Genomic DNA, 19,284 nt, shown 5'->3' on the forward strand with positions numbered 1-19,284 from the left:
GACCGCGTCGACGTGGTGCAGCCGGCCCTGTTCGCGGTGATGGTGTCCCTGGCGGCTCTCTGGCGGTCGTACGGGGTGGAGCCGTCGGCGGTGGTGGGTCACTCGCAGGGTGAGATCGCTGCCGCTTATGTGGCCGGTGCGTTGTCGTTGGACGACGCGGCGCGGGTCGTCGCGTTGCGGAGTAAGGCGTTGCGGGCCATCGCTGGGCGCGGCGGGATGGTGTCGGTGCCCTTCGCCGACGTGGACCCGGGGGACCTGTCGGTGGCGGCGGTCAACGGCCCGGACTCGACGGTGCTGTCCGGTGACGTCGAGGCGGTGGACCGGTTCGTGGCGGCCGAGCCGCGAGCGCGGCGGATCGCGGTGGACTACGCGTCGCACTCACCCCACGTCGACACGGTCCGCGACGAGATCATCGAGGCGTTGCGGGACATCGAGCCGCGCTCGGCCGAGGTGCCGTTCTATTCGACGGTGACCGGTGGGCTGCTGGATACGGCTGGTCTGGATGCCGGGTACTGGTTCCGCAACCTGCGGGAGACGGTGCGCTACGCCGACGCGGTGGCCGGGTTCGACACGCTGGTGGAGGTGAGCCCGCACCCGATCCTGGCCCGTGAACTCGGGTCGTTGCGGCGTGACGACGGTGGGGTGCCGCGGTTCCTGGACTCGGTGGCGCGGGCCTGGGCGCGGGGTGCGCACGTCGACTGGGAGGCGGTGTTCGACGGTCGGGGTGCCCGCCGGATGACGTTGCCGACGTACCGGTTCCAGCGTCGCCGCTACTGGCTGGACGGGACCCTGCCCGGCTGGCTGGGTGAACCGGTGTCCTGGGCGCAGGGCCTCCTGTTCGAGGGTCGTGTCACCGGAGACTGGTTGGCCGATCACGCTGTCGCCGGGACGACGTTGGTGCCCGGTACCGGGTTGCTGGAGATGGTGCTGCGCGCCGGCGGTCTGGTCGAGGAGGTGACCCTGCACGCCCCGCTGCACCCGCCGGCGCAGGTGCAGATGATCGTCGGACGGCCGGACGGCAGTGGCCGGCGTGACGTGTCGGTGCACTCGCGTACCGGTGGTGAGTGGACCCTGCACGCCTCCGGCACCCTGCTACCCGACGACGCCCCCGTACCGGCGCCCGACGACGGCCCCTGGCCACCCGCCGACGCCGTACCGGTCGACCCGCAGCACGTCCTGGACCAGCTGGCGGACACCGGGCTGACCTACGGGCCGGCCTTCCGGGGCCTGCGGGCGGTGTGGCGGCACGGTGACGAGATCCTCGCCGAGGTGACGCTCCCCGAGGGCCTCGACGGCCACCACTTCGGACTGCACCCGGCGCTGCTCGACGCCGCCACCCACGCGGCGGCGGTCACCGGCGTCACGGCCGGCGATCCGGCGCGGGTGCCGTTCACCTTCACCGGGGTACGGCTGCACGCCACCGGCGCGACCGCCGTCCGGGTACGACTGCGCCACACCCCGTCCGGCGCGGTGTCGCTCGCCCTGTACGACCGCACCGGCGCACCGGTGGCCACCGTGGGATCCCTGGTGAGCCGGCCACTGACCGCACTGCCGTCCGACGCGTTGTTCCGGGTCGCGTGGTCGGCCCCGACCGCCGCCGCGACCCCCGGCGAGCGGGCCGTCATCGGCCCCGACCCGCTGGCGCTGGCCGGTGGCGCACCGGCCCACGCCGACCTGGCGACGCTGAGTCGGGCGGTCGCACAGGGCGCTCCGGTGCCCGGATACGTGCTGGCGACCTGCCTGTCCGATGCTCCCGGCCCGGCCGCGTCCGCACGGTCGGCGATTCACCGGGTCCTCGAACTGGCGCAGGCGTTCCTCGCCGAGCCGGCCCTGACCGCGTCCCGCCTGGTGATCGTGACCCGTGACGCGGTGGCCACCGGTCCGGACGCCGACGTCACCGACCTGGCCCACGCCGCCGTCTGGGGACTCGTCCGCTCGGCACAGTCCGAGCACCCGGACCGGTTCCTCCTGGTCGACGTGGACGACACGCCTCAGTCGCACCGGGTGCTCCCCGACGTGCTCACCGCGACCGAGCCGCAGCTGGCCGTCCGTGCCGGTGCGCCGCTCGTACCCCGGCTCGTCCGGGCCCCGGCTCCCCGGGAGCACTGGGACGCGCTGGACCCCAACGGCACGGTCCTCGTCACCGGCGGCACCGGCGCGCTGGGCGCCCTGGTTGCCCGGCACCTGGTCGCCGCGCACGGCGTCCGTCACCTGCTGCTGGCGAGCCGCGGTGGCGGGGGAGCGGACCTCGTCGCCGAACTCGCGGCACTCGGCGCGAGCGTGACGGTCGTGGCCTGCGACATCGCCGACCGGGAGGCGACCGCGCGGCTGCTGGGCCGGGTTCCCGCCGCGCATCCGCTGACCGCTGTGGTCCACCTGGCCGGAGTGCTGGAGGACGGCCTGGTCGAGACGATGACCGCCGCGCAGGTCGACCGGGTCACCCGACCGAAGATCGACGGGGCGGTGCACCTGCACGAGCTGACCCGCGACGACAAGCTCGCCGCGTTCGTGCTCTTCTCCGCCGCGGCCGGCGTGCTCGGCCGTCCGGGGCAGGCGAACTACGCGGCGGCGAACGCGTTCCTGGACGCCCTCGCCCAGCACCGCCGGGCGCAGGGGCTCCCCGCGGTCGCCGTCGCCTGGGGTCTGTGGGACGGCGGTGGCGGCATGACCGGCCACCTGACCGACGCGGATCTCTCACGGGTACGCCGTGCCGGCGTGCTGACGCTCTCCCCGGCGCAGGGGCTCGCCCTCCTCGACGCCGCACTGGCGATGACGGCACCGGCCGTCGTCGCCGCCCGCCTCGACCTGGCGGCGCTGCCTGAAGCAGGAGCGTGCGCCCTCCTACGCGGCCTGGGTGATCCCCCGGCTCGCGACGTGCCCCGGGCCGCTGATTCCCCCCCAGCGGCCCGGGGCACCCCTCACACCCCCGCCTCCCTGCTCGACCTGGTTCGTGAACACGCGGCCGTGGTGCTCGGCCACGGCACCGCCGACGCCATCCCGGAGACGCACGGCTTCCTCGAAATCGGCTTCGACTCCCTGACCGCGGTCGAGCTGCGTAACCGCCTGGCCACCGTGACCGGCAGGCGTCTGCCGGCCACGCTCGTCTTCGATCATCCCTCGCCGCAGAGGCTCGCCGAGCACCTCGCGACCGTCCTGACGCCGGTGGAGCACCGGCCGAGCCGAGCCCTCGCGCCCGCAGCGGTGCGGCCCGACCCGGCCGTGCTCGGCGACGCGAGCGCCGACGAGGTGTTCGCCTTCATCGACGAGCAGCTCGGCCGCTCCACCGCCCAGGAAGGTGGCATCCGGTGAGCAAAGAGGAGAAGCTGCTCGACTACCTCAAGTGGGTCACCGCCGACCTCGCCTCGGCGCGGGAACGCATCCACGAGCTGGAGGGCCGCGACCGGGAGCCCGTCGCCATCGTGTCGATGGCCTGCCGGTACCCCGGTGGTGTGCGGTCACCCGAGGATCTGTGGTCGCTGCTGACCGCCGGCGGCGACGCGGTCGCCGGGTTCCCGACCGACCGCGGTTGGGACCTCGACACCCTCTACGACCCCGACCCGGACCAGCCCGGCACCTGCTACACCCGGGAGGGCGGCTTCCTCGACGACGCCGCCGACTTCGAAGCGGCGTTCTTCCGGATCAGCCCGCGCGAGGCCGTCGCCATGGACCCACAGCAGCGCCTGCTGCTGGAGATCTCGTGGGAGGCGTTCGAACGAGCCGGCATCGATCCGTCCACGGTCCGCGGGAGCCAGACCGGTGTGTTCGCCGGAGTCATGTCGCACGACTACGCCGCCCGCCTGCCCCGGGCACCGGAGGGCAGCGAGGGTTACTTCGCCAACGGCAGCGCCGGCAGCATCGCCTCCGGCCGGATCGCGTACACCCTCGGCCTGGAGGGGCCCGCCGTCACCGTCGACACCGCCTGCTCGTCCTCACTGGTCAGCCTGCACCTGGCCGTGCGGGCACTGCGCAACGGCGACTGCGACATGGCGCTGGCCGGCGGCGTCACGGTGATGGCCACCCCGAACATGCTGATCGAGGCCGCCCGCCAGCGGGGGCTCGCCCGCGACGGGCGATGCAAGGCCTTCGCCGAGGGCGCGGACGGCGCCGGCTTCGCCGAGGGTGCCGGCATCCTGCTGCTGGAACGGCTCTCCGACGCCCGCCGGCACGGCCACCCGGTGCTCGCCGTGGTCCGCGGCACCGCGATCAACTCCGACGGCGCGAGCAGCGGGCTGACGGCACCCAACGGGCCCGCCCAGCAGCGGGTGATCCGCGCCGCGCTCGCCGACGCGGGAGTGTCCCCTTCGGACGTGGACGTGGTCGAGGCACACGGCACGGGCACCCCGCTCGGCGACCCGATCGAGGCACAGGCACTGCTCGCCACGTACGGGCAGGATCGGGAGCGACCGCTGTGGCTGGGGTCGCTGAAGTCGAACATCGGCCACACCCAGGCCGCCGCCGGGGTCGGTGGCGTCATCAAGACCGTGCTGGCACTGCGGCACGGTGTGCTGCCGCGCACGCTGCACTCCACCGAGCCGTCCAGCCGGATCGACTGGTCGGCCGGCGCGGTGTCGCTGCTGAGCGAGCAGACGCCCTGGCCCGGCGGTGCCGACCGACCGCGCCGGGGCGGGGTCTCGTCGTTCGGCGCGAGCGGCACGAACGCCCACGCGATCATCGAGGAGGTCCCGGCCGAGCCCGAGTTGCCTCCGGTGGACGGGGTGCTGCCGTACCTGCTGTCGGCCCGCGACGACGCGGCGCTGCGCGAGCAGGCGGCCCGGCTCGCCGAGTACGCCCGGACCGCACCCCGGCTGGCCGACGTGGCGCACACGCTCGCCGCCGGCCGGGCCCGCTTCGCCGAGCGGGCGGTGGTGTTGGCCGGTGACCGGGAGACGCTCGTCGGCGAGCTGTGCCTGCTCGCCGCCGGGACACCAGGGCCCGCCACGGTACGCGCAACGGCGCCCGCCGGCACCCGCCGTGTCGTCTTCGTCTTCCCCGGTCAGGGGTCGCAGTGGACGGGGATGGGTCTGGAGTTGTGGGACTCGTCGTCGGTGTTCGCCGCGCAGATGCGGGCGTGTGAGGAGGCGTTGCTCCCGCATACCGGTTGGTCCCTGCGCGAGGTCCTGGCGGGTCCGTTGGACCGGGTCGATGTGGTGCAGCCGGCGTTGTTCGCGGTGATGGTGTCCCTGGCCGCTCTGTGGCGCTCCTACGGTGTGGAGCCGTCGGCGGTGGTGGGTCATTCGCAGGGTGAGATCGCCGCCGCCTATGTGGCGGGTGCGTTGTCGTTGGACGACGCCGCGCGGGTCGTCGCTCTGCGCAGTCGGGCGTTGCGGGCCATCGCGGGGCGGGGTGGGATGGTGTCGGTGCCGTTCGCCGACGTGGATCCGGGCGAGTTGTCGGTGGCGGCGGTGAACGGCCCGGACTCGACGGTGCTGTCTGGTGATGTCGCTGCGGTGGACCGGTTCCTGGCGGCCGAGCCGCGTGCGCGGCGGATCGCTGTGGACTACGCGTCGCACTCACCGCACGTGGAAGCCGTCCGCGACGAGATCCTGACCGCGCTGGCCGGCATCCAGCCGCGCGAGCCACAGGTGCCGTTCCACTCGACGGTCACCGACGACCCGGTTCCGCTGGACGCGGACTACTGGTACCGCAACCTGCGGCACACCGTCCGGTTCGGCCCGGTGGTGCAGCGGCTGCGGCAGGACCTGTTCATCGAGGTCAGCCCGCACCCCGTCCTTCTCGTCGCGATGCCCCCGGACGCTGCCGCGATCGGGTCGCTGCACCGCGACCAGGGCGATCCGGACCGCTTCCTGCGTGCCGTGGCGGAGGCGCAGGTACGCGGCGCAGCGACGCTCGGCACGGTGCCTGGAGGCCGGCCCGTCACCCTGCCCACCTACCCCTTCCAGCGGCGACGGCACTGGCTCGACGCGCCGCCGTACGCCGGGCCGACCGGCCACCCGCTGCTCGGCGCCACGGTGAGCCTGGCCGGTGCCGACGGGGAACTGGTCTGCACCGGGCGGGTCGCGCGACTGACCCATCCGTGGCTCGCCGACCACGCGGTCCGCGACACCGTGCTGCTGCCCGCAACCGCGGTGCTGGAACTGCTGTTCCAGGCAGGCGGCCCCGCCGGCTGTCGGCGCGTTGACGAGCTGGTGATCTCCGCGCCGCTGACACTGCCCGAGCGTGGTGGCGTCCAGTTGCAGGTGTCGGTGGGAGCGGCGGACGCGGCGGGTCGCCGGGTCGCGACGGTGTGGGCCCGGCCGGAGGACGGCGACGAGCCGTGGACCACCCATGCCACCGGTGTCCTGGCGCCCAGCACGCCGGCCGAGCCGGCCGTCGCACCCGGCGAGTGGCCGCCCGCTGGCGCCGAGCCGGTCGACGTGGACCTGCTGCGCGACCGGTTGAGCGCGGCCGGGTTCCGGTACGGCCCGGCGTTCCAGGGACTGCGCGTGCTCTGGCGGACCGGCACCGACCTGTACGCCGACGTCGAGCTGCCGCCGGACCTCGGGATCGAGAGCGGGCGCTTCGGGCTGCACCCGGCCCTGTTCGACGCCGCGTTGCAGGCCATGGCCGCCGGCGCGGCCGACGACGAGCCGGGCCGCCTGCCGTTCTCGTTCACCGGCGTTTCCCTGCACGCGACGGGTGCCACCGCGCTGCGGGTCCGCCTCCGGGTAACCGGCGACGGCGCGGTGTCGCTGGCCGTCACCGACCCCGCCGGTCGGCCCGTCGTCGACGTCGAGGCGCTGACCACCCGCCCGCTGCCCGCGACCCTGACGCCTCTGCGTCGCCTCGTCTGGGAACCCCTGCCCGCCGCCCCGCCGGTGCCGGCCCGGGACTGGGCCATGCGCGACCCGGCCGCGTTTCCTGGTACCGACGTTGTGCCCGCCACCGTGCTCCTGCCGGTCGTTGCCGACGAGCCGCGCGCCGCCGCGCACGCCGCGCTCGCCGCGGCGCAGGCGTGGCTCGCCGACGAGCGGTTCGCCGGCTCGCGGCTGGTCTACGTCACCCGGGGCGCGGTCTCCGTCGGCCCGGACGATCCGGTGACCGCCGCCGGTGTCGCCGCCGCCGCGGTGTGGGGACTGATCCGTTCGGCACGCGCCGAGCACCCGGACCGGTTCGCGCTGGCCGACGACCACGGCGACGGGTCGGTGGCGGTCGCGGCGATCGCGGCCGGCGCCACCGAGGTGGCGGTCCGCGACGGCCGGGCCTACGGGTCCCGGCTGGAGGTCGCGCCGGCCGGCAGCACGAGCTTGCTCATGGACCAGCCGGGTCACCCCGTACCGGAGTTCGGTGACGGGGTCGCCCTGGTCACCGGCGCGAGCGGCCGGCTCGGCGGGCTCGCCGCGCGGCACCTGGTGACCGCGCACGGGGTACGCCGGCTGGTGCTCCTCAGCCGGACCCCGGCGACCGCGCTCGCCGCGGAGCTGACCGAGCTGGGCGCCGAGGTGACCGTGGCGGCGGTGGACGTCACCGACCGGGACGCGGTGCGGGCGGCGCTGGCTGACCACCGGCTGCGCATCGTGGTGCACGCGGCCGGCGTGCTCGACGACGGGGTGCTCACCGCGCTGACACCGGACCGGGTGGACACGGTTCTGCGCCCCAAGATCGACGCGGCGCGGCTGCTGCACGAGCTGACCGAGGACGCCGACCTGGCGGCCTTCGTGCTCTTCTCCTCGTACGCCGGGACGGCCGGCGCACCCGGCCAGGCCGGCTACGCCGCCGCCAACGCCGCCCTGGACGCCTTCGCCGCGCACCTGCGGGCCGCCGGCCGTCGGGCGGTGTCGATCGCGTGGGGCCTGTGGGCCGGGGCCAGCGGCCTGACCGGTCGGCTGGGCGACGCGGACCTCGCCCGGATGGCCGCATCCGGCATGGCGCCGCTCAGTGACGCGGACGGCCTCGCCCTCCTCGACGCCGCCCTGGTCGCCGACGAGGCCGCCGTCGTCGCCGCCCGCCTCGATGCCGTCCGACCCGACCCGGCCCGCGTGCCTCGGCAGGTGCCGGACGCGGTCATCGCCGACCCCTTCGCCCTCGTCCGGCAGCACGTCGCGGCGGTGCTGCGGCACGCCGCGCCCGGCTCGGTCGACCCCGACCTCGCCTTCCGCGAGTTGGGCTTCGACTCGCTCACCGCCGTCGAGCTGCGCAACCGCCTGGCTGCCGCCACCGGCCTGACCCTGCCCGCCACGCTCGTCTTCGACCACCCGACGGCGAACGCGCTCGCCGCCCACCTCACCGACCGCCTGGCCGGTCGGGCCGCCAGCAGTCCGGCCACGCAGGTGATGCCGACGACCGTCGACGAGCCGATCGCCATCGTCGCGATGGGCTGCCGCTACCCGGGCGGCGTCGCCTCGCCGGACGAACTGTGGCGGCTGCTGGCCGACGGCGTCGACGCCACCACAGACTTCCCCGAGGACCGGGGCTGGGACGTCGCGTCCCTGTACCACCCCGACCCGGACCACCCGGGCACCTCGTACACACGCCGAGGTGGTTTCCTGCACGACGCGGGCCGGTTCGATGCCGGGTTCTTCGGCATCAGCCCGCGGGAAGCCCTCGCCATGGACCCGCAGCAGCGCATCCTGTTGGAACTGTGCTGGGAGGTCTTCGAACGGGCCGGCATCGACCCCACCGGCGTACGCGGCAGCCGGACCGGCGTCTTCGCGGGGGTCATGTACCACGACTACGCGAGCCGGCTGCCACACGTGTCCCGCGAGGTGGAGGGCTTCCTCGGCACCGGCGGTTCGAGCAGTGTGGTGTCCGGTCGGGTCGCGTACACCTTCGGCCTGGAGGGGCCGGCCCTCACGATCGACACGGCCTGCTCGTCGTCGCTCGTCGCGGTGCACCTGGCCGCCCAGGCGCTGCGCCGGGGCGAGTGCGACACCGCCCTGGCCGGCGGCGTCACGGTGCTGTCGACACCCCGACTGTTCACCGAGTTCAGCCGGCAACGGGGCCTGTCCCCGGACGGGCGCTGCCGGTCCTTCGCGGCGGACGCGGACGGCGCCGGTTTCGCCGAGGGTGCCGGCGTACTGCTGCTGGCCCGGCTCTCCGACGCCCGCCGGCTCGGCTACCCGGTGGCGGCCGTGCTGCGCGGCAGCGCTGTCAACTCCGACGGCGCGAGCAACGGCCTCACCGCCCCCAGCGGACCCGCCCAGGAACGGGTGATCCGGGCGGCACTGGCGAACGCCCGCCTGGAGCCCGGTGACGTGGACGCCGTCGAGGCGCACGGCACCGGCACCACCCTCGGCGACCCGATCGAGGCGCAGGCGGTGCTCGCCACCTACGGCGGACGCCGCGAGCGTCCCCTGTGGCTCGGCTCGCTGAAGTCGAACCTCGGACACACCCAGGCCGCCGCCGGTGTCGGCGGGATCATCAAGATGGTCCTGGCCATGCGGCACGGAACGCTGCCCCGCACGCTGCACGCCGCCGAGCCCTCGCGCCACGTGGATTTGTCGACGGGTCCGGTGCGGCTGCTCACCGAGCCGGTCGAGTGGCGCGCAGAGACGCGCCGGGCGGGTGTCTCGTCGTTCGGCGTCAGCGGCACCAATGCGCACGTCATCCTCGAACAGGCGCCGGAGCCAACGGCCGCATCGGACGACACGGGCGACGAGGTGCTGCCGTTCGTCCTGTCGGCCCGCAGCGAGGCCGCGCTGCACGCCCAGGCGGAGCAGCTGGCCGTGGCGGTGCGCGAGCAGGACACCCTGCCGCTGCGGGACGTGGCGTACACCCTCGCCGGACGGGCCCACCTGCCGTACCGGGCGGTCGCCGTCGCGGCCGACCGCGACTCGCTGGTACGCCGGCTCGGCGAGCTGGCGACGACACCGGTCACCGCCGCCACGACCCGCCGTGCCGTCTTCGTCTTCCCCGGCCAGGGCTCACAGTGGACCGGTATGGGTCTGGAGCTGTGGGACTCCTCGCCGGTGTTCGCCGCCGAGATGCAGGCGTGCGAGGAGGCGTTGCGTCCGCACACGGGTTGGTCGTTGCGGGAGGTGCTGGCCGGGCCGCTGGACCGGGTGGACGTGGTGCAGCCGGCCCTGTTCGCGGTGCTGGTGTCGTTGGCGGCGGTCTGGCGCTCGTACGGGGTGGAGCCGTCCGCGGTCGTCGGCCACTCGCAGGGTGAGATCGCCGCCGCGTACGTGGCGGGTGCCCTGTCGTTGGAGGACGCGGCGCGGGTGGTGGCGTTGCGCAGCCGTTGCCTGGCCGGCCTCGCCGGGCGGGGCGGGATGGTGTCGGTGTCGCTGCCGGCCGCCGAGGTCGCCGAGCGGTTCGGTCGCGAGGTGTCGATCGCGGCGGTCAACGGCCTCCGCTCGACAGTCGTCTCCGGCGCGGTGGACGACCTCGACCGGTTGCTGGCCGCGTGCGCCGCCGACGAGATCCACGCCCGGCGGATCCCTGTCGACTACGCCTCCCACTCGCCCGAGGTGGAAGCCATCCGCGACGAACTGCTCGTCGCCCTGGCCGGAATCGTCCCGCAGGCCGGCGCGGTGCCGCTGCACTCCACGGTCACCGGTGCGCTTGTCGACCCGGCGGGGCTGGACGCCGCGTACTGGTACCGCAACCTGCGCGAGACGGTGCTCTTCGGGTCTGTCGTGCAGGACCTGGCGGACGCCGAGCCGACGGTGTTCGTCGAGATCAGCCCGCACCCCGTGCTGCTGCCGGTGCTGCCGGACGACGCCCTCGGGACCTGCTCGCTGCGCCGCGACGACGGAGGCGTGGAGCGGCTGCTCGACTCCCTCGCGACGGCGTACGCCCACGGGCTCACCGTCGACTGGCGCACGGCGTACGCGGGGGTCGCCGCTCGGCTCGCCGCCCTTCCCACCTACCCGTTCCAGGGCGAGCGGTACTGGCTGACCGGCGTACCGGCCGCCGGGGACGCCGGCCACCCGCTGCTGGAGACCAGCACGCCACTGGCCGGTACGGGTGGTCGCCTGTTCACCGGCCGACTGTCCCGGCAGGACCACCCGTGGCTGGCCGACCACGCCGTCGGCGACACCGTGCTGCTGCCCGGCACGGCGTTTCTCGAACTGGCCCTCGCCGCCGCCGAACAGACCGGCTGCGCCGGCGTGGACGAGCTGACCCTGGAGGCGCCGCTGGTGCTGCCGGCGTCCGGCGGCGTACCGATGCAGGTCCGGGTCGACGAGGCCGACGAGGACGGGCGCCGGCCGATCGCCGTGCACGCTCAGGCGGGCGCACCCGACGGGCCGTGGCGTCGGCACGCAACGGGTGTGCTCTCCGCGACCGGCACGCCGGGCATGGATCTGACGTCCTGGCCGCCGGCCGACGCCACCGCCGTCGCGCTCGACGACTTCTACGAGCGCGCCGCCACCGACGGCTTCCGCTACGGGCCGGCGTTCCAGGGGCTGCGGGCGGCGTGGCGGCTCGGCGACGAGGTGTACGCCGAGGTCGCCCTGCCCGAGCGCGAGCAGGCGAACGCAGGCTCGTACCTGGTGCATCCCGCGCTGCTCGACGCGGCGGTGCAGGCGGTGCGCGCCGGCACGGTAGTGGACGTGGCCGACGTCGACCGGCTGCCGTTCACCTTCAGTGGCGTCACAGTGCACGCGGCCGGCGCCACAGGTCTCCGGGTACGCCTGCACCGCGCCGGCGCCGACCGGATCGGCATCGACGTCGCCGATCATCGCGGCTCACCGGTCGCCACAGTCGCCGCCCTGGCGCTGCGGCCGTTCATCCCCGCCGATCTGACCGCCGACGCGGCCGGCACCGATGCCCTGCACCGGGTGCGGTGGACCCCGGTGCCGGCGGCGGAGGTCTGCGCTGGAGCACCGGTCGTCGGCGACCTGGCCGTGGTGCCCGACCCGACGCCGCCGGTGGTGGTCGTCGGGCCGCCCGTCGGCGGCACGGTGCGGGAGGTGCTGCACCACGGCCTCGCGCTGGTGCAGGGCTGGCTCGCCGACGAACGGTTCACCGGCTCCCGCCTGGTCTTCACGACCCGCCACGCGGTCGCCACCGGCCCCTGCGAGCGGCCGGACCCGGTCGCGGCCCCGCTCTGGGGGCTCGTCAAGTCCGCCGCCGCCGAGCACCCCGGACGGTTCGGCCTGGCCGACCTGGACGACGACGCCGCGCTGCCCCGCGCCCTGGCCTGGATCCAGGCGGGCCCCGACGTCGGCGTCGCCGTCCGTGCCGGCGAGGTCCTCGTGCCCCAGCTCGTGCCGACCACTGCCGAGCCGCCGCCACCGGCGCCCTGGCATCTCGACAGCACCGAGCCGGGCACTCTGGAGAACCTGCGGCTGACCGCCGATCCGGCCCCGGCCCAGCCGCTGACGGCCGGTCAGGTCCGTGTCGCCGTCCGGGCCGCGGGCCTCAACTTCCGGGACGTCATGGTCGCGCTGGGCGCCGTACCCGGCGAGACCGGCCTGGGCGGCGAGGGCGCCGGTATCGTGCTGGAGACCGCGCCCGACGTCACCGGCCTGCGCGCCGGCGACCGGGTGTTCGGCCTGCTGCCCGGCTCCTTCGCTCCGGTCTCGGTGGCCGACCGGCGGCTGCTCGCGCCCATCCCCGCCGACTGGTCGTTCGCCCAGGCCGCCACCGCGCCGATCGCCTTCCTCACCGCGTACTACGGTCTGGTCGACCTGGCCCGGCTCCGCCCCGGCGAGACGGTCCTGGTGCACGCCGCCGCGGGCGGGGTCGGGATGGCCGCCGTTCAGCTCGCCCAGCTGCTCGGCGCCGAGGTCTACGCCACCGCCAGCCCAGCCAAGCACGCCGCGGTCCGGGCGCTGGGCGTACCGGCCGAGCGCATCGCGTCCTCCCGTGACCTCGGCTTCGAGGAACGGATCCGGGCAGCCACCGGCGGGCGCGGCGTGGACGTCGTCCTCAACAGCCTCGCGCACGAGTTCGTCGACGCGTCGCTGCGACTGGTCCGCGACGGGGGCCGCTTCGTCGAGATGGGCAAGACCGACATCCGCGACGCGGCCGACCACCCGCGGCTGCACTACCGGGCGTTCGACCTCAAGGAGGCCGGACCGGACCGGACGGCGGAACTGCTCGACATTCTGCTGACGGTCTTCGCGGCCGGGACGCTGCGCCCGCTGCCGTACACGGCTGTCGACCTGCGCCGCGCCCGGGACGCGTTCCGGCAGCTCAGTCAGGCCCGGCACATCGGCAAGATCGTGCTCACCGTTCCCCGGCCGATCGAGGAGTCGGGTACCGCTCTCGTCACCGGGGCACGTGGCACGCTCGGCGGGATCGTCGCGCGGCACCTGGTGACCGCCTGGGGCGTACGCCGTCTGCTGCTGCTCAGCCGGGGACCGGCCGACCACCTGGCCGAGGAGCTGACCGCCCTGGGCGCCGAGGTGACCGTCGTGGCGTGTGACGTCGCCGACCGGGACGCGCTCGCCGCCGCGCTCGCCCAGATCCCCACCGCCCACCCGCTGCGGATCGTCGTGCACGCGGCTGGCGTCCTCGACGACGGGCTCGTCACCGAACTCACAGCCGACCGGCTGGATCGGGTGCTACGGCCCAAGGTGGACGGGGCCCGGCACCTGGACGAGCTCACCCGCGACGCGGACCTGTCGGCGTTCGTGCTGTTCTCCTCCGCGGCCGGCGTGCTGGGCGGTCCGGGGCAGGCCGACTACGCCGCGGCGAACACCTACCTCGACGCGCTCGCCGGTCACCGCCGTACCCTCGGTCTGCCGGCCGTGTCGCTGGCGTGGGGCCTGTGGGAACCGCCCAGCGAGATGACCGGCCACCTGGACCGCGGCCGACTCGCTCGTGCCGATGTCAGTCCGCTGTCCGTGGCGGACGGGCTGCGGTTGTTCGACGCGGGCAGCGCCGCGCCGGACGCGCTGCTCGTGCCGGCCCGCTTCGCCGCCCGGCGTCGGGAGCTGCCTCGCGCGGCGGCTGCGGCGACCGGCGACCTCGCCACCCGGTTGGGTCCGCTGACCGGGGCGGAACGCATGCGGGTCCTCACCGACCTGGTCCGCGCGCAGGCCGCTGCCGTCCTCGGGCACCCCACCGCGGACGGCCTCGGTGACCGCCCGTTCAAGAACCTCGGCTTCGACTCCCTCACCGCCCTGGAGCTGCGCAACCGGGTCGCCGCCGCCACCGGGCTGCGGCTGCCGGCCACCGTCGTTTTCGACCAGCCGACCCCGGCCCGGCTCGCCGCCCACCTGGCGACCCTGCTCGTCGGCGCGTCGGCCCCCGAACCGACTGCCGACCGGCCGGCCGGCACGGAAGCCGACGGCACCGACATCGCCATCGTGGCGATGGCCTGCCGCTACCCGGGCGGAGTGGACAGCCCCGAGGCCCTCTGGCGGCTGGTGTCCGACGGCCGGGACGCGATCAGCGGATTCCCCGCCGACCGTGGCTGGGACCTGGACGCGCTCTACGACCCGGATCCCAGCCGGGCCGGCACCACGTACACCCGCGAAGGGGGATTCCTGCACGACGCGGCGCTGTTCGACCCGGGATTCTTCGGCATCAGCCCACGCGAGGCGGTCGCGATGGATCCGCAGCAACGGCTCTTCCTGGAGGTGGCCTGGGAGGCCTTCGAACGGGCCGGCATCGACCCCACCTCGGCGCGCGGCAGCCGCACCGGCGTCTTCACCGGGCTGATCCCCGGCGGGTACGCCACCCACGCCGGTGCCGTGCCCGGGGACGTCGAGGGCTACCTCGGCCAGGGCAGCGCCGGCAGCGTCGCCTCCGGTCGGGTGGCCTACACGTTGGGTCTGGAGGGCCCGGCGGTCACCATCGACACCGCCTGCTCGTCGTCGCTGGTCGCGCTGCACCTGGCCATGCAGTCGCTGCGCCAGGGCGAGTGCGACGCGGCCCTGGCCGGTGGCGTCACCGTGATGGCCACGCCGGGCGCGTTCGTCGAGTTCAGCCGCCAGCGCGGGCTGGCACCGGACGGGCGGTGCAAGGCGTTCGGGGCGGACGCGGACGGCACGGCCTGGGCCGAGGGCGCGGGCATCCTGCTGCTGCGCCGCCTCGCCGACGCCCGCCGCGACGGGCAGCCAGTGCTCGCCGTGCTGCGCGGCAGCGCGGTAAACCAGGACGGCGCCAGCAACGGCCTCACCGCGCCCAACGGCCTCGCCCAGCAGCGGGTCATCCGGGAGGCACTGGCGAACGCCGGCCTGAAGCCCGTTGACGTGGACGCCGTCGAGGCGCACGGCACCGGCACCACGCTGGGCGACCCGATCGAGGCGGACGCCATCCTCGCCACCTACGGCGCGGACCGCACCGAGCCGCTGCTGCTGGGTTCGCTGAAATCGAACATCGGGCACGCCCAGGCCGCCGCCGGCGTGGGTGGCGTCATCAAGATGGTCCTCGCCCTGCAGCACGGCATGCTGCCACGCACCCTGCACGCGGACCGCCCGTCACCGCACGTGGACTGGTCCGCCGGCGCCGTCCGTCTGCTGACCGAGGCGACGCCGTGGCCCGGCGGCGGCCGTCCCCGGCGGGCCGGCGTCTCGTCGTTCGGGGTGAGCGGCACAAACGCGCACGTCGTTGTAGAGGAGGCTCCGGCCGGGCCGCAGCAGCCCGCGCCCGACCGTGAACTGCCGGCGCCCTGGCTGCTGTCCGGCCACTCCGAGGTGGCGTTGCGCGCCCAGGCGGCCCGGCTACGGTCGTTCCTCGACGACGCGGGCGATCTGACACCGCTCGAGATCGCGTCCACGCTGGCGACCGGCCGGGCCGCGCTCGACCATCGCGCCGCAGTCGTTTCCCGCGACCCGGCAGTTCTGCGGCGGGGCCTCGACGCCCTCGTCGACGGCGGCACGGCACCCGGCGTCATCCGACCGGACCGCGCCAGCGGCGACCTCGCCTTCCTGTTCACCGGCCAGGGCGCGCAGCGGGCCGGAATGGGCCACGAGCTGGCGGCCGCTTTCCCGGTCTTCGCGCGGGTCTGGGACGAGGCGCTGTCCCTGCTGGACGCCGACGCCGTGCGTACCGCCGACGACGAGACCCTGGCCCGCACCGAGCTCGCGCAGGCGGCCCTGTTCGCGTTCGAGGTCGCCATGTGCCGCCTCTGGGAGTCGTGGGGCGTGGCGCCCGCCTACCTGCTCGGCCATTCGATCGGTGAGCTGGCCGCCGCGCACGTCGCGGGCGTGCTGTCGCTGCGCGACGCGTGCCGCCTCGTGTCGGCCCGTGGCCGGTTGATGCAGGCGCTTCCGGCCGGCGGCGCGATGGTGGCGATCGAGGCGTCCGAGGCCGAGGTGGCGGGCCTGCCGGTGGCCGCGGTCAACGGCCCGAACTCGGTGGTGCTGAGCGGGCCCGCGGACCTGGTCGTCGAAGCCGCCGAACAGTGGCGCGCCCGGGGTCGCCGGGTCCGCCGGCTGAACGTCTCGCACGCCTTCCACTCCGCCGCCATGGAGCCGATGCTGGCCGAGTTCGGCGAGGTGGCGGCCGGGATCACCTACGATCGCCCGCGCATCGCCGTCGTGTCCAACGTGACCGGCGACCTGATCCGGGAGTTCAGCGCCGAGTACTGGGTGCGGCACGTCCGCGAAACCGTCCGCTTCGGCGACGGGCTCGACCTGCTGACCGCGCGTGGCGTGTCCACCTTCGTGGAGGTCGGCCCCGACGGTGTGTTGTCCGGGCAGGGCCGCGACGGCCGGTACGTGCCCTCGTCGCGCCGAGGACGCGACGAGGTGGAGACCGTGGTGGCGGCGCTGGCCGGGGCGCACGTAGCCGGTGCGGACGTGGACTGGACCAGGGCGTTGCCGGCCGGCCCGCCGGTGGCGTTGCCGACCTACGCCTTCCAGCGCGAGCGCTACTGGCTGTCCGCCGCCCCCGTGACGCGCACCGGTCACCCCCTGGTCACCGGCGTCGCCGAGCTCGCCGACGATGGCGGCCTGCTGCTCACCGGGCACCTGTCGACGCGGGACCAGCCCTGGCTGGGCGACCACGTCGTGCAGGGCACGGTCATCGTGCCCGGCACCGCCCTGGCCGAGCTGGCGCTGCACGCCGCCGACGGTGCTGCCGCCGAGGGTCTCGCCGAGCTAACCCACGACGTGCCGCTGACGGTGCCAGCCGACGCCCGGATCGCCCTGCAACTGCGGGTCGGGCCGGCCGATCCGGACGGCGGACGCCCGTTCAGCATCCACGCACGCCCGCCCGGCGGACCCTGGACCCGGCACGCCACCGGCCGTCTGGCCGGAACGACCGACGCGCCTGCCGCGCTGGGCCCGGTGTGGCCTCCGGAGGGCGCCGAACCGATCGACGTGAGCGACTACTACCCGCGTTTCGCTGCGGCCGGCTTCGCGCTGGGCGGGGCCTTCCAGGGACTACGCGCGGCCTGGCGGCACGGCGGGCACACCTACGCCGAGGTCGCTCTCCCGCAGCCGCAGCACCCCGACGCTGCCCGCTTCGGTATCCATCCCGCCCTGCTCGATGCCGCCCTGCACGCTGGCGGGCTCACCGCGCTGGCCGAGGGGACCGACGCCGTCCGGGGCCGGGTGCCGTTCGCCTGGAGCGGCGTACGCCTGTACGCGACCGGGGCGACCGCGTTGCGCGTACGCCTCACCCCGGACGCGTCCGGCGACGGCATGGCTGTCTCGATGACCGACCCGGCGGGCACGCCCGTCGCGGACATCGACCGGCTGGTCACCCGGGCACTCCGCGCAGGCGGCCCGGGTTGGCGGGCGGGCGCGCTGTACCGCCTGGAGTGGGTGCCGCTGCCCGCCGGCTCCGGCGACGAACCGCCCGTGGAGGTGCACCGGGTCGACGACGTGCGCACGGCGCTGGAGATCGTGCAGCGCGATCCCGGGGCCCGCCTGGCCTTCGTGACCCGCGACGCGGTGGCGGCCCGGGCCGGCGATCCGGTCGACGGGCTCGACGCGGCCCCGGTCTGGGGACTTCTGCGCGCCGCGCAGGCCGAGCACCCTGGCCGATTCGTGCTCGCCGACATCGACGGCGGGATCGCCCCCGGTCCGCTCGATCGACTGCTCTCCGTGACCGGGGAGGATCAGCTCGCGATCCGCGACGGCGTCGTCCTCGTGCCCCGCCTGGCCCCCGTGCACGAGGGCGGATCCGACACGCCGCCGTGGGATCCGGACGGCACCGTCCTCGTCACCGGTGGCGTCGGCGCGCTCGGTAGGCACGTCGCCCGGCACCTCGTCACTCGGCACGGCATACGCCGCCTGCTGTTGCTCAGCCGTTCCGGCGACGGCGGCGAGGTCATCGCGGAGCTGACCGCGCTCGGCGCGGAGGTGACGGTGGCCGCGTGCGACGTGGGGGACCGCGCCGCGCTCGCCGCGCTGATCCAGGGCATCACGCCGGACCGCCCGCTGCGCGGCGTCGTGCACGCCGCCGGGGTGGTGGAGGACGCGGTGCTGGCCAACGTCACCCCCGGCCACCTGGACCGGGTCCTGCGGGCCAAGGTGGACGGTGCCCGGCACCTGCACGAGCTGACCCGCGACCTGCCCCTCACCGCGTTCGTGCTGTTCTCCTCCGCCGCCGCGGTGCTGGGTGCAGCCGGTCAGTCGCCCTACGCGGCGGGCAACGCCTACCTCGACGCGCTCGCCGAGCACCGCCGGGCGGCCGGGCTGCCCGCCCACTCCCTCGCCTGGGGTGCCTGGGAGGCGCCGGACGGCATGGCCGGCCGCCTCGACGACGCCGCCCGGGCCCGCCTCGCCCGATCCGGCGTGTTGCCGCTCGACCTCGACACCGCCCTCGCCCTGTTCGACGCGGCCACCGCCGCGGACGCTCCGGCCTGCCTGCTGCCGGCCCGCCTCGACCTGGACGCCTGGCGCTCGCGCGGCGACACCCTGCCGGCCGTACTGCGCCGTCTTGTCCGCCCGGCACGCCGGACCGCCGCCGCCGACACGGAGCCGGGCGGCACCGCGCTGCGCCGGCGCCTGACCGGACTGCCCCCCGCCGCCCGCCTTGAGGTTCTGCTCGATCTGGTGCGGGTGAACGCGGCCGCCGTGCTCGGCCATCCCGACGCGAGCGTCATCGACCCGGGCAAGGGTTTCCTCGACGCCGGCTTCGACTCGCTGACCGCCGTCGAACTGCGCAACCAGCTCATCGAGAGCACCGGCCTGCCGCTGCCGGCCACGGTGCTGTTCGACCATCCGGCGCCCAGCGCGCTCGCCCGGCACCTCGACGCCGAACTGGGCGGCACGGACGGCGTCGACGTGCTCGCCGAACTGGACCAGCTGGCAGCGGTCGTCGCGTCGGCCGCCGACGACGCCGACACGCAGCGCCGGATCGCCGCGCGCCTGGAGGCGCTGCTGTCGAAGGTACGGCGCACCGAACCGGAGACAGCTGGGCCGGAACCAGCGCCCGTCGACGACGACGAGTTGTTCGCCCTCATCGACCACGAGCTCGGACTGTCGTGAAGCAGGG

General features: G+C 75.2%; 2 protein-coding genes (1 of these 2 running past the window's edge). Both read left to right on the forward strand.

Annotation, left to right across the window (positions count from 1 at the left end):
• On the forward strand, positions 1-3,309 hold the 3' end of the coding sequence (locus ACLQ28_RS15210; protein ID WP_425686915.1) for an SDR family NAD(P)-dependent oxidoreductase. It extends 17,799 nt beyond the left edge of the window; the window shows 3,309 of its 21,108 coding nt (coding positions 17,800-21,108); its start codon lies off the left edge, out of view; the stop codon is at positions 3,307-3,309.
• The gene (locus tag ACLQ28_RS15215) at positions 3,306-19,277 is read left to right on the forward strand and encodes an SDR family NAD(P)-dependent oxidoreductase (protein WP_425686916.1); all 15,972 of its coding nucleotides are present in this window, start codon (positions 3,306-3,308) and stop codon (positions 19,275-19,277) included. Before ACLQ28_RS15210 ends, ACLQ28_RS15215 begins: the two co-directional genes overlap by 4 nt.
• Positions 19,278-19,284 lie beyond the last annotated feature (7 nt).

This window comes from Micromonospora sp. DT201 (genome assembly GCF_049841575.1).
GTDB lineage: Bacteria > Actinomycetota > Actinomycetes > Mycobacteriales > Micromonosporaceae > Micromonospora.